The organism is Klebsiella sp. X1-16S-Nf21 (assembly GCF_002837615.1).
Classification (GTDB): Bacteria; Pseudomonadota; Gammaproteobacteria; order Enterobacterales; family Enterobacteriaceae; genus Klebsiella; species Klebsiella variicola.
In genome coordinates this window covers 1-15,800 of the sequence record NZ_PJDK01000099.1, presented here as the reverse complement: position 1 = coordinate 15,800, position 15,800 = coordinate 1, and the positions used below count along the sequence as shown (strand labels likewise).

The 15,800-nt window shown below is 56.3% G+C and carries 14 protein-coding genes; 4 read left to right on the top strand and 10 right to left on the bottom strand.

Going from position 1 to position 15,800, the window contains the following annotated elements; all coding sequences use genetic code 11:
• The 3 genes from CW267_RS27255 to CW267_RS27245 form a co-directional block, all read right to left on the bottom strand.
• On the bottom strand, positions 1-951 hold a 951-nt coding region (locus CW267_RS27255; protein WP_165787475.1), incomplete at its 3' end, for a DMT family transporter.
• 75 nt (positions 952-1,026) lie between these two features.
• Positions 1,027-1,851, bottom strand: coding sequence for an AraC family transcriptional regulator (locus tag CW267_RS27250; RefSeq protein WP_100781636.1), 825 nt, complete (start codon positions 1,849-1,851; stop codon positions 1,027-1,029).
• A 77-nt stretch (positions 1,852-1,928) separates the two neighbouring features.
• On the bottom strand, positions 1,929-2,777 hold the full coding sequence (locus tag CW267_RS27245) for an SDR family oxidoreductase (RefSeq protein WP_100781635.1): 849 nt from the start codon (positions 2,775-2,777) through the stop codon (positions 1,929-1,931).
• 90 nt (positions 2,778-2,867) lie between these two features.
• Here CW267_RS27245 and CW267_RS27240 point away from each other — a divergent pair, with 90 nt between their 5' ends.
• A complete protein-coding gene (locus CW267_RS27240; RefSeq protein ID WP_012543100.1) occupies positions 2,868-3,239 on the top strand; it encodes a winged helix-turn-helix transcriptional regulator in 372 nt (123 codons plus the stop codon).
• A gap of 730 nt (positions 3,240-3,969) precedes the next feature.
• On the opposite strand, the gene cpdB is transcribed toward CW267_RS27240, so the two are convergent.
• Positions 3,970-5,913 carry a 2',3'-cyclic-nucleotide 2'-phosphodiesterase gene (gene cpdB / locus CW267_RS27235; RefSeq protein WP_049139572.1) on the bottom strand — a complete coding sequence of 648 codons (1,944 nt, stop codon included), beginning with the start codon at positions 5,911-5,913 and terminating at the stop codon, positions 3,970-3,972.
• A gap of 192 nt (positions 5,914-6,105) precedes the next feature.
• On the opposite strand from cpdB, the gene cysQ reads away from it, so the two are divergent.
• The gene (cysQ, locus tag CW267_RS27230) at positions 6,106-6,849 is read left to right on the top strand and encodes a 3'(2'),5'-bisphosphate nucleotidase CysQ (protein ID WP_012543098.1); all 744 of its coding nucleotides are present in this window, start codon (positions 6,106-6,108) and stop codon (positions 6,847-6,849) included.
• Here cysQ and CW267_RS27225 read toward each other — a convergent pair.
• A complete protein-coding gene (locus tag CW267_RS27225; protein WP_100781441.1) occupies positions 6,839-7,396 on the bottom strand; it encodes a YtfJ family protein in 558 nt (185 codons plus the stop codon). The genes cysQ and CW267_RS27225 overlap by 11 nt on opposite strands.
• Positions 7,397-7,719: 323 nt before the next feature.
• On the opposite strand from CW267_RS27225, the gene CW267_RS27220 reads away from it, so the two are divergent.
• The gene (locus CW267_RS27220) at positions 7,720-7,926 is read left to right on the top strand and encodes a DUF1107 domain-containing protein (RefSeq protein WP_002886707.1); all 207 of its coding nucleotides are present in this window, start codon (positions 7,720-7,722) and stop codon (positions 7,924-7,926) included.
• A gap of 61 nt (positions 7,927-7,987) precedes the next feature.
• Here CW267_RS27220 and araC read toward each other — a convergent pair whose 3' ends face one another.
• The 4 genes from araC to CW267_RS27200 all read right to left on the bottom strand — a co-directional run bounded on the left by araC (position 7,988) and on the right by CW267_RS27200 (position 13,691).
• The gene (araC, locus tag CW267_RS27215) at positions 7,988-8,860 is read right to left on the bottom strand and encodes an arabinose operon transcriptional regulator AraC (RefSeq protein ID WP_004178353.1); all 873 of its coding nucleotides are present in this window, start codon (positions 8,858-8,860) and stop codon (positions 7,988-7,990) included.
• A gap of 30 nt (positions 8,861-8,890) precedes the next feature.
• Entirely contained in the window at positions 8,891-10,900 is a 2,010-nt protein-coding gene (locus CW267_RS27210; protein ID WP_012543097.1) for a beta-galactosidase, read from the bottom strand.
• An 18-nt stretch (positions 10,901-10,918) separates the two neighbouring features.
• Entirely contained in the window at positions 10,919-12,151 is a 1,233-nt protein-coding gene (locus CW267_RS27205; protein WP_012543096.1) for an oligosaccharide MFS transporter, read from the bottom strand.
• Between the two features lie 202 nt (positions 12,152-12,353).
• Positions 12,354-13,691 carry a hemolysin family protein gene (locus tag CW267_RS27200; RefSeq protein ID WP_008807158.1) on the bottom strand — a complete coding sequence of 446 codons (1,338 nt, stop codon included), beginning with the start codon at positions 13,689-13,691 and terminating at the stop codon, positions 12,354-12,356.
• 520 nt (positions 13,692-14,211) lie between these two features.
• Between CW267_RS27200 and CW267_RS27195 the strand changes: the two genes are divergently transcribed.
• On the top strand, positions 14,212-14,964 hold the full coding sequence (locus CW267_RS27195; RefSeq protein ID WP_100781442.1) for an oligogalacturonate-specific porin KdgM family protein: 753 nt from the start codon (positions 14,212-14,214) through the stop codon (positions 14,962-14,964).
• Between the two features lie 104 nt (positions 14,965-15,068).
• Here CW267_RS27195 and CW267_RS27190 read toward each other — a convergent pair.
• A partial coding sequence (locus tag CW267_RS27190; RefSeq protein ID WP_101148679.1) for a substrate-binding domain-containing protein occupies positions 15,069-15,800 on the bottom strand: 732 nt, incomplete at its 5' end.

Below are 15,800 nucleotides of genomic sequence, written 5' to 3'. Positions count from 1 at the left end.
CGGCTGCAGCATCGGTTTTTCCGGTCTGGCGCGTACGGCGGAGACCACGCCGAGCACCAGCAACAGGATCCCGCTCAGGGTCAGCAGCGGCGGTAAACTTTGCCGCAGCAGGAAGGTATACAGCAGCCCGGCCAGAGTTTCGAAGACGATCAGCGGCCCGAGGATCACCGTCGGCAGCCGCTGGCTGGCGATATTCCAGCACAGCGCGCCGACCCATGAGCAGAGCACCGCGATGGCCAGCATCAGCGTAATGAACACCGCCGGGCGCGGGCCGAAGGGCAGGGGAAACCCGGCCTGCTGGCCGTGCAGCCAGGCGCAGGCGGCGAGATAGCCGGCCAGCGAAACCGGAAGCGTGACCAGTGCCTGAGCGGTAGCCCACATCATCGGCGGCTGATGCGGATTTTCCCGCAACCAGCGGGCGTTGCGCAGGGCATACCAGGCCCAGCAGGCCACCGATCCCAGCGCCAGCGCGATGCCGGAGCCGTAGCGCCACGGGCTAAAATCAGGCAGCCCCTGGCGCAGTTCTGCGACGTTAACGCAGATCAGGCCGACGGCGATGCAGACCAGCGCCGGAAACAGGCGCCGCCACGGCAGCTTCCCGTCGCGCTGGCTGTAGAGCAGATTGGCGAACACCGGCAATACCACCGGCAGCGTGCCGATAATCATGGTGGAGACCGGCGCCCCGGTGCGCTGAATAGCGCTGGCCAGGCAGACGTAATAGATAAGATTCCCCATCATCGTCAGGCCCAGCGCGGTCCACCAGTCGTTCCGGCTCAGCTGGCGCAAACGCGCGCGTCCGAGCCACGCCAGCGGCAGGGCGATGAGGCCCAGCGCCAGATAGCGTCCCATTGACTGCAGCATCGCCGGATACTCTGGCACCAGCAAAGGTCCGACAAAAATTAATCCCCACATCAGCCCCGCCAGCAGGGCGTACAGCACACCACTAATCATCATTGCATCCGTTGTCATCACAGTTGTCTGTAGTGTAGAAGGGGGCCGGGCAGGAATATTGTATGAGATTGCGCATTAGCGCCTGGCGACCTGCTTCTGATAGCGCACCGGCGTAATACCGTAACGCAGGGTGAAGGCGCGGGTCAGGTGGGACTGGTCGGTGAGGCCGACGGCTATTGCCACTTCGGCGGCGGGCATGCCGTGGGTGAGAAACGCTTTGGCGCGCCACAGACGGATGGCCATCAGCATCTGATGGGGCGTCACGTGATAGTGGGCTTTAAACTGGCGCTGAAAGTGGTATGGGCTAAGCGCCGCCACCTGCGCTAGCTCGTCGAGGGTGATGGGGCGCATATAGTTATCGTGCAGGTAGTCGCGCACCCGGTCGAAGCGATGCCCGGCCTCACCCTGCGCAGAGGCATGGTGGGCCAGAGGGCGGAAGGCGTCGATGAGGTCGAGCAGCAGTCCCTGCTGGGCCAGCGGATCGTCGCTATGCCACAGGCCATAAATCAGCTGGCCAATCTGTCGGGAACGCAGGGGATCCTCGCGGACCACCTCGCTGAACCACCAGTCGCGCACCCCGGTGATGGCTTCCAGACGGTCCGGCTCCAGATAAATCATCCGGTAGCGCCAGCCGTCAGCGGTTTCCGCTTCGCCGGTATGCAGCTCGTCGGGATTCATGGTGACAATGGCGTTCGCGGCGGCGATATGCTGGCTGCCGCGGTAGCGAAAGCGTTCAGCGCCTTGCTCAATCACGCCGATGCCGAAGGCTTCGTGGGTATGGGGTTCAAAGGCGTAGCGAGAGATATGGGCGTGGTAAAGCTCCACCCCGGGCAGCTTTTCGAGATGGCGAAAGCGCGCGCGGTCTTTTTCATCACTAAATTGGGGTGGTACGCCCTGCATGCCTGCCTCCCGACGGTTATCCCTTCAATATGAGAGAGGAACCGCCGGGACGCAACCGCAAAAGCTGACAGGGGTGGTTACAGAATGCCTTTCACGCTTTCAGCAAGGAAGGTGGTCGGACGGCCGATCAGCGTACTCAGGGTGCGGCTGTCGTCAAACAGCCCGCCTTTCGACGCGCCGACATCGGAATCCGCCAGCATATCCGCCAGACCCGCCGGCAGACCGACGCTTTTCAGCGCGGCGGCGAAATCGGCTTCGCTGAGGTTCTGGTAAACCACGTTTTTTCCGCTTTGCGTGCTCAGCTCAGCAGCCAGGTCGCTCAGCGTCCAGGCGTTATCACCCGCCAGTTCGTAAATCTTCCCTTCATGGCCTTCACCGGCGATAACGCGGGCGGCAGCAGCGGCATAATCCGCGCGGGTGGCGGAGGCAATTTTACCCTCGCCAGCGGCGCCGATAAACACGCCATGCTCCAGCGCCGGCGGTGCGCTGGCCAGATAGTTTTCGGTATACCAGCCATTGCGCAGCAGGGCGTAAGCGATACCAGAATCGGCCAGCATCTGCTCGGTTTCAATATGCTCTGCGGCCAGGCCCAGCGGCGAGGTGTCGGCGTGCAGCAGGCTGGTGTAGGCGATGAATGTCACCCCAGCGGCTTTGGCGGCGTTGATGACGTTGCGGTGCTGAACGGCGCGCTGACCGACTTCGCTGGAGGAGATTAACAGCAGTTTATCCACGCCCTGCAGCGCGGCGGTCAGTGCCGCTTCGTCGCTATAGTCGGCCTGACGGACAACCACGCCCTGCTGGCTGAGGGACTGGGCTTTGGCCGGGTTGCGGACAATCGCCACAATCTGGCTGGCAGGGACGGTTTTTAACAGGTCTTGCAGAACGTAGTGGCCAAGCTGGCCGGTGGCACCGGTAAGGGCGATCATGGGACTTCTCCTTCGTGTTTAGTGGCAGTTGTGGTAAGCTAACACCTTAGCTAACTTTTAGTAAGTACGTACAAAAAGGTAAGTGTGAAAATGGCCGAACCGACGCTGAGCGAGAAACTGCGCAACGGCAACCTGTTTGCGGAACAGTGCCCGTCGCGCGATGTGCTTAAACATGTCACCAGTCGCTGGGGCGTGTTGATTCTGGTGGCGCTGCGCGAGGGGACCCATCGCTTCAGCGATCTGCGCCGCAAAATGGGCGGGGTCAGCGAAAAGATGCTGGCGCAGTCGCTGCAGGCCCTGGAGCAGGATGGTTTTATCGACCGCGTCTCTTATCCGGTGGTACCGCCACACGTTGAATATAGCCTGACGCCGCTCGGCCTGCAGGTGAGCGAGAAAGTGGCGGCGCTGGCGGACTGGATCGAGAGCAATCTGCCTGCGGTGTTGGCTAACCACGGGGAGTGAAAATGTATCACTCCCTGTAGCCCCGCCACCGGGGAGATATTCCCGGATAGCGGCTGGCGTCTTATCCGGGCTACCAGCCAGCCCCGGTTTGTAGCCCCGGTAAGCGCAACGCCACCGGGGAGATGTACCCGGATAGCGGCTGGCGCCTTATCCGGGCTACCCGTCAGCCCCGGTTTGTAGCCCCGGTAAGCGCAGCGCCACCGGGGAGATGTACCCGGATAGCGGCTGGCGCCTTATCCTGGCTACCCGTCAGCCCCGGTTTGTAGCCCCGGTAAGCGCAGCGCCACCGGGGAGATGTACCCGGATAACGGCTGGCGCCTTATCCGGGCTACCCGTCAGCTCCGGTTTGTAGCCCCGGTAAGCGCAGCGCCACCGGGGAGATATTCCCGGATAACGGCTGGCGCCTTATCCGGGCTACCCGTCAGCCCCGGTTGGTAGCCACGGTAAGCGCAGCGCCACCGGGGAGATATTCCCGGATAGCGGCAGGCGCCTTATCCGGGCTACCCGTCAGCCCCGGTTTGTAGCCCCGGTAAGCGCAGCGCCGCCGGGGAGATGTACCCGGATAGCGGCTGGCGTCTTATCCGGGCTACCAGCCAGCCCCGGTTTGTAGCCCCGGTAAGCGCAGCGCCACCGGGGAGATGTACCCGGATAGCGGCTGGCGCCTTATCCGGGCTACCCGTCAGCCCCGGTTTGTAGCCCCGGTAAGCGCAGCGCCATCGGGGAACAGGCATTACTTGCTCAAATCCAGCTGATAAATGGCGAAGCCGATATCATCGGTGGCCACCTGGCGCATTGGATACTGTGCTTTCTCTTTGATAAACGCCGCGGCTTTGTCGCCTGGCGAGGTCTCAAAACGAATATCCAACGGCGTGTTGCTGTGGATCGGCGCCAGACGCCAGTTGTTATCCGCCGCCGGATGGATCGCGCCATCCTTCTTCGATTGCGCGCCTATCCACGCCGCCAGCACTGAACGGTTTTCATCCGGTGAGGCAAAGGCGATATGGCTCTCACCGGTGCCGGCGAATTTGCCGCCGTAAGCGCGATAGTTATTGGTCGCGACCAGGAAAGTGGCCTGCGGATCGACAGGTTTACCGTTAAAGGTCAGGTGCTTAATACGCTCTGCCTGCGGATGGATCATCTGACATTCGCCGTCGTAGCGGGCCGGCTGGGTGACGTCAATCTGGTAGTTCACCCCGTCAATGACGTCGAAGTTATAGGTGCGGAAGCCGTCCCAGTTGATCAGCGACTGCGGCTTGCTGCTGGCGGGATCGATCTGGTTAAACTGTCCGGCGGAGCACTCCAGCCACTCCTTGACCTCTTTCCCGCTGACCTTCATCACCACCAGGGTGTTGGGGTAGAGATAGAGGTCGGCGGCATTGCGGAAGGTGAGCTGACCTTTCTCCACTTCGACAAAGCTCGCCGGATCGTTTTTACGTCCGCCGACTTTAAACGGCGCGGCGGCGGAGAGCACCGGCAGCTTCGCCAGATCCGGGTCGCCCTGAATATAGTGTTCTACATAGGCTTTCTGCGCCATGTTGACCACCTGCACCGTCGGGTCGTCCTGCACCAGCGCCAGATAGCTGTACATGTTGTCGGCGGACTTGCCGATCGGCTTGCTGACGAATTCGCGAGTGGCGTCGTGGTCGGCTTTCAGCACCGCCACCAGCTTGCCGTCTTCGGCCGCCAGCGATTTCTTCGCCACCGCGTCATAGATTGGCCGCGCTTCCGCTCTATTCTGAGTTACCTGCCATTTGCCGCTGTCGTTGTTCAGCACCAGATCAACCACCCCGAGATGATCGCCCCACATTCCCGGCATCACCGCCGGTACGCCGTTCAGCGTCCCTTTGGCGATATCCGCGCCTTTGATGTTGGCGAAGTCTTTACCCGGGAACACCGCGTGGGCATGGCCGAACATAATGGCGTCCACGCCGGGCACCTGGCTTAAGTAGTAGACCGAGTTTTCGGCCATCGCCTGATACGGGTCGGCGGAGAGGCCGGAGTGCGCGACCACGACCACCACATCAGCCCCTTTCGCCCGTATCTCCGGGATATATTTGCGCGCGGTTTCGGTAATGTCGTTGACCGTCACTTTACCGCTGAGATTGGCTTTATCCCAGGTCATGATCTGCGGCGGCACAAAACCGATATAGCCGATGCGCAGAGTATGGGGTTGACCATCGCTGTCCACGACCCGGGTATCCTGGATCAGGTACGGCGTAAACATCGGTTTGCCAGTTTTGGCATCGATGATATTGGCGTTCACGTAGGGGAATTTCGCCCCGGCCAGCGCCTTATGCAGGAAGTCGAGGCCATAATTGAATTCATGGTTGCCCAGGTTGCCGACGGCGTAATTCAGGGTATTCATCGCCTTATACACCGGATGCACATCGCCTTCTTTCAACCCTTTCGCGGCCATGTAGTCGCCTAACGGGCTCCCCTGGATAACATCCCCGTTATCCACCAGCACGCTGTTTTTCGCTTCTGCCCGCGCCTGTTCGATCAGGGTGGCGGTACGGACCAGGCCGAATTTCTCCGTGGCGGCATCTTTGTAATAGTCAAAGTCCATCATATTGCTGTGCAGATCGGTGGTTTCCATGATCCGCAGGTCGACCGTCGCGGCGTTGACGCTGGCGGCGATCAGCGTGGCCAGGAGCGTTGCGCTAAACTTAATCATCAGAGGCGTCCTTTTTTTATGAGCGATAGCACAGTAGAAAATGTATTTATATTCTGTTGCTTACAGAAATGTGAATCTTGCCAGAAAAGCGGGCAGAGAAACCGCCATCGTTATCACAGATAGCGGAACTCGCGGTGATGCGATATAAATAAAACAACGAGTTAACGCCACTGTAACCAGACGAGGTGGAGAATGTTAGAACAAGTATGTCAGCTTGCACGGAACGCGGGCGATGCCATCATGGAAGTCTACGATGGAAACCAGCCGATCAACGTCGCCAGCAAGAAAGATGATTCTCCGGTCACGGCGGCGGATATCGCAGCGCACAACGTCATCATCAGCGGTCTGAAAGCGCTGGATCCTGACACCCCGGTTCTTTCCGAGGAGGACCCGCCGGCCTGGGAGGTACGTCAGCACTGGCAGCGCTACTGGCTGGTCGACCCGCTGGACGGCACCAAAGAGTTTATTAAGCGTAACGGCGAATTCACCGTCAATATCGCGCTGATCGAAAACGGCAAGCCGACACTGGGCGTGGTTTATGCGCCGGTGATGAAGGTGATGTACAGCGCGGAAAAAGGCAAAGCGTGGAAAGAAGAGTGCGGGGTGCGCAAGCAGATCCAGGTCCGCGATGCCCGTCCGCCGCTGGTGGTGATCAGTCGCTCTCACGGTAACGATCCGGAGCTGCAGGAGTATCTTGAGCAACTGGGCGAGCATCAAACCACTTCTATCGGATCTTCGCTGAAGTTCTGCCTGGTGGCGGAAGGCCAGGCCCAGCTCTATCCGCGCTTCGGGCCGACCAGCACCTGGGACACTGCCGCCGGCCACGCGGTCGCGGTGGCCGCCGGGGCGCATGTTCACGACTGGCAGGGCAAAACCCTCGACTACACGCCGCGTGAATCCTTCCTCAACCCCGGCTTCCGGGTCTCTATTTATTAAGCAATTTATGCAGCAGGTCGATGACCTGCTGCACCTCCTGCTGGGTCAGCGCACCGTCTTTGGCCCACTTTACGCGCCCGTCCTTATCCAGCACCACGATCGCGGAACTCTTCTCGTCCAGTTGCCAGGCTTTACGCACCAGCCCGTTGCTGTCGACGATAAACTGCGACCATGGAAAAAGCTTTTTATTACTCTCAATGCCGTTGCGCACGAACATGCCGGTGCCCGGAATGGCATCGTCGGTGTTAACGATGGTGGTAGTCTGGTAACGATCGTGCGGGAAACCTGCCGCTTTAATCGCCTCGATCAGGTTGGCATTTTTCTCTTTGGCTGACGAGCGACCGGCAATGTGCTGGATAACTCGCACTTTGCCCACCAGCTGCGAGCTGTTCCAGTTTTTATAGCTAAACTTATCCTTATCCAGAATGAGTTCTCCCCGATCCGCGACGCCGACCGGCGCCACACGCTGGCCGTCGACGAAGTTATGCGCTGTGGCCAGCAGCGGGAGAAGCAGTAACGAGGCGGCCAGTATGCTACGTAGGGTCATGCGTAATCCTTAATCATTTTTATGCAGGTGATCCGACCACTTGGTCTCGTTTAATCATAAGTGCGATTGGCGGCGATTACCCGCAATGAGGATGCCAGTTTGCGTGTTGACGCACAAATTAGTAGAAAAACGGCGACTTATACTTACTTCATCGTATGTCCGAAACGAAAATTCTGAATTATTGTCATCAAACGGTAAATAAACTTATACACACTGGGTCCCTCTGAGATTCTGGACTATAGTTTTAGGGCATTAAAATTTGCGCTCCCGATACGTGGGCTAACTGTGGCACCACAGGAGCGTAACCCTGGCAGGAGAGAAGAATGAAAATTTTCCAACGCTACAATCCGCTGCAAGTGGCGAAGTACGTGAAGATCCTGTTTCGTGGACGGTTGTACATCAAGGACGTTGGCGCATTTGAATTTGATAAGGGCAAAATCCTTATCCCGAAGGTCAAGGACAAGCTGCATCTGTCAGTGATGTCCGAAGTCAATCGTCAGGTGTTGCGTCTGCAAACTGAGATGGCATAACCTGAAACGTAGCAGTACGTAGTAGGTAAAAGACGGCTCCCGATGGGAGCCGTTGATGTTTTCAGCCCTTCATTTCCGCATAGCGTTTGCGATATTCGCCCGGTGGGATGCCGTTATGTTTACGAAAAAGGCGGGTGAAATAGACCGGATCGCTGTAACCCACCGATAAAGCAATTTTGTTTAGTGGGAGCGAGGTGCTCTGAATAAGCCACCTGGCGCGGTTGATGCGCTGCGTTTCCCGCCACGCATAGACCGTTTGCCCCAGTTCATTTTTGAAAAGGTGCGCCAGACGTGAAGGGGAGATAAACACCATCGCCGCCAGGGTCTCGATTTTTACCTCCTGCGCAATATGGGCGTTAAGATAGTCGCAGATGGCGTTAATCCGTGGGTCGTGGGCATGGCGGTTGCTAATGGGCTGCTGCTGAAAACAGCGGAGAATTAATCTCTCCAGCGCGTTCATTGCCAGCGCTTCTGACAGCGGTACGGACGCAGAGTGGTGGCGTATTACTTCGTAGAAAAGATCGCGCAGCTGCTGGAGCTGGTCGGGATCGTTAATGGTTGTTTTGCCGATACCGTGGGTGGTTTGGTCCCACTTTAGCCAGTCTATCCAGTAGGGGCGGGGGATAAAGTAGATCCACAGATGGTCCCAGTACTCGCTGTGTTCGTCCCTGCCGTAATGATGGGGCACGCCGGGAGGAAACAGCAACAGATCGTTTTCCCGGCACAGCAGGAAGCCATCGCCCGCTTTCGCCCGCGCCTGGCCGCGCAGGGTCAGATTAATGATGTAACCTTTCATCCCCTGCGGGCGATTAATGTAGTAGTCCAGCGTGGAGCCGCGGGTAATCGGCGTGAAGCCTGCGACGACCCAGGCATTGAAGGTAAAGGTCTTCATCAATGGCGAGAAATTGAGTAGCTCATTGATATCCAGTTCCATTCTTTCTCCCACCTGGGCGCCGCCGCGTCGTTAGCTTTCGATGATAGTAAATTCCCAGGCCCTGAGGCGCAACGGCTGGCCGACGTCTACAGCCTCCCCGCTCAGCAGCGCGGTACCCGCGGTCTCGCTGACAACATCCAGCGCCTCGCCGGAGTAATTGAACAGGAAGTGGATAGTATTTCCGGCTCGGTTACGCATCTTTTTAACCACTAACGGATAGCGATAGGCGGAAGTTCGCGAGTTCAGCGTGAGATCCGCCGTCAGGACATCAAACAGCTGGCTAATCAGGCGCTTGTGCGGCAGGAAGCCAACGTACAGGGCGCGTCCCTGACCGTAATCCGCCGCCGTTGCGGCGGCGTATTCGCCCCATGCCGGATGCTGATAGCGCAGCAGTGTGCGGGTTCCGCCATCGGGCGTCAGCAATTCCATCCACAGCTCAGCCTGATTATCATTGCGGCAATCAATCTCTGCGCAGCATGAGCTTACCGTCGTCCCTTCCGGCAGGGTGAACTGGCTGTAGCTGACGCCGCAGCTCTGGCGCAAAATCCCCGGCTGCGCGCTGTTGCGCACCTTGACATTTTCATCGCTAAAGCCTGATTTAAAGCCGATCAGCGCTCTGCCGCCCCGGGCGATATAGTCGTTAATCCGTGTTAGCAGGCCATCATCGGCGGCGTACAGACCAGGAACGATCAGTACCCGGTAGCGCGAGGTTTCCTCGTTCACATCGTGGATGATGTCGAGGCTGATATTGTGGTCATACAGCGCATCGTGGAAGCGGCGGAAGATATCGTTATAAATGTTGCCCTCGGCATCGCCGGGACGGAAGTGATTGAGGGCGTCCATCGCCTCATTGCTTATTAGCAACGCGACGTCATTTTCGGCCTTCAGCTCCGCCAGCTGCGGCGACAGGCGGGCGAAATCGGCGCCGATGGTGGTGGCTTCCTGCCAGGTTGGGTTGCGCGAGAAGTCGTGGCTGAGCAGCCCCTTCCAGTAGGTTTCGAAGGCGTTATGAATCGAATGCCAGTGCCAGTAGGAGACCATGGCGGCGCCGGAGGCGATATGGCTGAATGCCTGCAGGCGTAGCTGGCCCGGGAAGGGGGTCCACTGGGCGAAGCCCTGAGCCTGGGTTTCCAGTACGAAGTAGTTCTGACCCGGCTTAAGCGAGCGGGTGATGGCGCCGCCAAAGGCGATTTCCCGCCCGGTCAGGTGCGCCTGGCTCGGGTGATAGATATCGACGCCGGCGATATCCAGCGCCTGCGCCGCCGCAAAATGGTCGACCCGCGGCTGCACGCCGTAAGAGTAACCGCGCCATTCGAAATCGAAGTTGTGGGTGACGAACTGGTGCGGCTGGGCGTATTCCCGAACGATGGCCGCCTGCCAGGCCAGATACTCGGTGACCTGCTGACGCTGATAGCGGGAGAAGGCGCAGGCGAGGCTGGCGTTGATGGTGTTTTCCACCGGCGGAAAATCCTGCCAGCGGTCAATGCGGTTGCTCCAGTAATCCAGGCCGAAATCGCGATTCAGCTGCCGGAGGTCAGGATATTTCTCCTGCAGGCTGCGCACGAAGCCCTCCTGCATATAGCGGCCAATATTGTCGTAATGCTTGGTTTCGTTATCCAGTTGCCAGCCGATAATCGCCGGATGATGTTGCACATGGGCCATCAGCGTGCGGATAATTTTTTCGGCATAGCGGCGAAAGGTCGGATTGACGATATCCATGATCTGCCGCGGGCCATATTTTTGCTGCCCCGCGACGGTGGTGACCAGAATATCGGGATGTTTCGCCGCCAGCCAGGCCGGTACCGCATAGGTCGGCGTCCCGACGATGACCGCAATGCCGGCCTCATGCATCGCCTCCAGCACCCGGTCGATATGGTAGAAATTGTACTGGCCCTCTTCAGGCTCCAGCGTACTCCAGGTGGACTCGGCAATACGCACCACGTTAATGCCGGTTTCGCGCATTAAGGCGATATCCTTAGCCAGCCGATCTTCCGGCATATATTCATCGTAATACGCCACGCCATAAAATAAATGAGACATACACACTACCTCCTGACATTAATTCGCGGGCACCGGTTGTGAAGCGAAGACACGCGCTTTATCCAGCGTAATAAAAGAAATGAGCGTGAAGCACAGAGCGATACCGCCGAGTACGATATAACTGCTGGTAAAGCCCATGCTCTGGTACATATGGCCGATACCGGTCGAGAGAAAAATAGAGCTAAAGCTTTTCGAAAACTGGAAGCCAATTAAGTAAACGGTCGCTGACAGCAGAGGGTTAAAGTTAGCGGTAATATATTTTAGCGCCGCGACGAGGAGCACCGAGCTTTCAAAGCCGTGGAGGAGTTTAATCAGGCTGATGGATACCGGGCCAATAGCCCATGCGGAGCCGATAATGCGCAAGCTCATAATCAGCCCGCAGTATAACAGCGCATTTTTCGGGCCGATTTTATTCACAAACCATGGCGCAAAGAACATCACGATGGCATCAAGGAAAATCTGACCCGTGGTTAAATAACCGAAGACTTCTGCACCCCGGGCTTTACTCTCAAAGAAATGGCTGTAATAGATAGCGAACTGCTGGTCATAGGTTTCATAGACCGCCCCGACGCCAATGACATAGAGGGCGAAGAACCAGAATTTTTTAATTTTTAACAGCGAGACGGCATCGCGGAGGGTAACCGGCGAGGCTTTGCCAGACAGCAATCCCTGCTGCGGGTGGGCGCTGATCTGCATTTTCCAGACAATGACCAGCAGGCAGACGCCTGCGCCGCTGGCCAACCAGAAAATCATATTCTGATCAATGCCGTAGAGTTTTCCTGCCGCAAAGGTGCCGATCGCGGCGCCGATGCCGCCGAACATCCGCGCCCGGCCAAATTCGAAACCGGAGGCGCGGCTGACTTTATCAATGTAGGCTTCGCAAACCCCGCAGCCTGCGCCGTAGGCCATGCCAATATAAAGGCCGCCAGCCAGCGCGCCGAGGAACACATTTATTTTTAACAGGGGAGCAAAGACATAGATCCAATAAGGGGCGAATAACGTGATTATAATCGCCAGCATCCACATCAGATTTTTACGATATACCAGTTTATCGGAGATGAAGCCGAATAACGGCTGAACGCAGACGGCGACAATAGCGGTAAAGGAATAGACCAGACCGACGTCCGTATAATTGATGCCGATGGTTTCCGTTAACCACAGTGATAAATAGGGGTAGCAGCATCCCCAGCCTATAAAGAAGAACAGGAAAAACAGACAGCTGATAAAGTAATTTTTATTTGACATTATCATGGTAACCCTCGCTTCCTTTATTCAGGAATATGATCGTGTAGACGCGAGCAACGTTACCTTTTTGCGCGACGAGGAGTCATGAACGTTCCGCTATCGAGCAGGAGTAATCTGCTATCGGCAGAGGGGCGTGAGCCGCTTCACATTCGGGACATAAAAAAAGGGCGGATGGTTATCCGCCCTGAAAATAGAGCAAGGGTTACGCTCAGGCGTTCTGGCTTTCCGCCGCTTCGGCCTGCTTGGGCACCAGCACCGTTGGCTTGTTATCGATACGGGTCACCAGCAGCTGGTCGATCCGGTAGTTATCGATATCCACGACCTCAAACTTATACCCGGAGAACTTCACCGCGTCGGTGCGTTTGGGGATTTTACGCAGCATAAACATCATAAAGCCGCCGATGGTTTCGTAATTCCCGGACTGCGGGAACTCGTCGATATCCAGCACACGCATCACGTCATCAATCGGCGTACCGCCATCGATCAGCCACGAGTTTTCATCGCGGGCGACAATCTGCTCTTCCAGCCCCTGGCCGACGAGGTCGCCCATCAGGGTGGTCATGACGTCGTTGAGGGTGATGATCCCGACGACCAGCGCGTATTCATTCATGATCACCGCGAAATCTTCGCCGGCGGTTTTGAAGCTTTCCAGCGCTTCTGACAGCGTCAGGGTATCCGGCACGATCAGCGTGTTGCGGATCTGCACGCCGCCGGTCAGCACCAGGCTCTGGTTGGCCAGTACGCGGTTCAGCAGATCTTTTGAATCGACGTAACCGATAATGTGGTCGATATCTTCATTACAGACGAGGAATTTCGAGTGTGGATGTTCGGCCACTTTATTCTTCAGGCTCTGCTCGTCTTCGTGTAAATCAAACCAAATGACGTTTTCGCGCGAGGTCATGGAGGAAGGAACGGTACGGGACTCCAGCTCGAACACGTTCTCAATCAGCTCGTGCTCCTGCTTGCGCAGCACCCCGGCCAGCGCGCCGGCTTCAACGACGGCATAGATATCGTCGGAAGTAATATCGTCTTTACGCACCATCGGCAGTTTGAAGATGCGGAAGATCATGTTGGCCATGCCGTTAAACAACCACACCAGCGGGCGGAAGACTAACAGGCAGAAGCGCATCGGGTTGATGATGCGCAGAGCCACGGTTTCGGGCGCAATCATACCGATGCGTTTCGGAGTCAGGTCAGCAAACAGGATGAACAAGCTGGTGACCAGGGTAAAAGAGATGATGAAGCTCAGCTGCTCGGACAGCTCCGGCGACATATACCCGCTGAGCAGGCTATGAAATGCCGGGGAGAAGGCCGCGTCGCCCACGATACCGCCAAGAATGGCGACGGCATTGAGGCCGATTTGCACGACGGTAAAGAAGGTGCCCGGGTTCTCCTGCATCTTCAGCACGCGCTGTGCGTTGACGTTGCCTTCATCGGCCAGCAGTTTCAGTTTGATTTTACGTGAGGCGGCCAGTGAGATTTCCGATATCGAAAAAAAGGCACTGACGGCTATCAGACAGAGTATTACTAAAATACTGTTTAACATATCTTTTCTGACCGTTGAGGTCAGATCCTCGGAAGGGAAGTTGATCGAACTATAAGGAAGCTACTTGAACACCCGCCCACAGGCGTGGGCTGGCAATTTCAGAAGGTAGTATAGCGTAACAGTCAGCAAAATCGCCAGAGCATTGATTAATCATTGTTAATTACGCGGTTATCTCTCCGCCACGCGTCAGCGTAAACGCGTACTTATGATGACAGGCGCGCGCCGGTTATTTACCACAACAAGAGCGACTCGCTGCAGGTGAAAGGGAAGGTGATGATCGGCTAATAAAGGGAGCGGAGTCGATCACAGAAATTCACCTGCCATGATAATAACGGATGAAAATTTGTGATGAGAATAGCATCGGTATTTTTACCGTCTTGACCATTCGTATTTAGTAATAGAAATATATCTGTAATTGAAAACGATACTGCAAACGATTTCATATTGATTTGTAAAATATATAGATACGGTCATATTCTTTTCCGTTTTATTTCGAGATGATTAATTTTAGGGATAAAATATGCGTACAAAAACCGCTTTTATTATGTGTTGCGTTCTTGGCATTCCTGCAGCAGGCCACGCGCTGACCTTTGATGTCAGGGGAGGATATCGGGCGGGAAGCCACTCTTACGAGTCCCGCTATAAGGTCAGCCAGGGGTGGGAAACAGGCTGGTGGGCGAGTATGGAGATGGATAACAAAAACAACAAAAATAACCATCAGGGCAACCAGGGTACCGACAGAGCTGATGGTTCCCACTCCTTTGGCGACAGCACGGTCGATTATAATGAAATAGAGGCTAACTATAGCTGGCCATTCGCTGAAAAATGGGCCTTGCAGCCTGGCGGCATCTATCACTGGAGCAGCAAAGGCACTCAGCTACGGCCTTATCTGCGCGTTAATTATAAAGCCACGCCCGACCTTACCTTTGGGCTGCGTTATCGCTATGACTACAACACTTATGAAACGGTCAATAGTGCCGGTGAGTCGCATTGGGATAGCGTCAATCGTCTGGATTTATATGTTGCCTATAAATTTAATGCACAATGGAGCGCCTTATATCAAGGCACGGTCTATCGCCACGTCAATGACGACTATAAGTATAAAAATGATAAGTCTTCGGCGACAGAAAATGCGCTAACGCTACGCTATAAATGGAATGACTGGTTTAGTCCCTATATCGAATATGATTATCTCGGGAAACAGGGCTACCATAACGGCCAAAATAAAATCTCAGAATCACGGTATCGTATTGGCATGACGTTTACGCTATAACCTCCCCCTGACGAGCAAGAATCAATATCTGATAACATTAGCTGGCATAATATTAAATACTGCCCCGGCCCTGTCACACCCTTTGGGCCGGGAACCTTCGCCGCTTAGCGATAAGGCCGCGTGGAAGCGCGCGGGATCAGCGTCGGCAGAGAATAGCGCTGGGGATTTTCCGCATGGTTGCTTAACAGTAATTCGACAGCATGGCTGGCAAGCTGATCAAGCGGCGTTTTTACCGAGGTTAAGGGGATCGGCAGACGGCTGACCAAAGGAATGTCGTTATAACCCACCAGAGAAACGTCTCGGCCTATCTCCAGTCCGAGTCGATGTGCCGCCGCCATCACGCCGATCGCCAGGTCATCATTGACGGCGAAAATGGCGCTGGGGCGCGCAGGACTATTCAGTATTTCATAACCGGCGTTTTCACCGGCCACAATGGTAAAATCGGAATCTCGCCACCACTGGGGATTCACCTCGGCCTGCGCTTCCTGCATGGCACGCAGGAAACCCTTTTGCCGGTTTAAGGTGCTTGATGAAAAATTCGGCCCGGCAATGATGCCGATTTCCCGGTGCCCTAAATCCAGTAAATGGCGGGTCGCCAGATAACCCCCCAGTTCGTCATCACCAATGGCCGATGGACTTATACCGTCGGTACGTAGCGCCAGAACATGGTTGATCTGTTTTTCCCGTAGCTGCTGGGGCAGGCGATCGCCCAGGCGGCAGGTGGAAAGGATCAGGCCGTCCACCCGGCGGTCTAACAGAGATTGCGTGGCGCGCTCTTCCGTTTCTGGATCGTTGCCACAGGTGGCCACTACCGTGAAATACCCATGGCGCGCAGC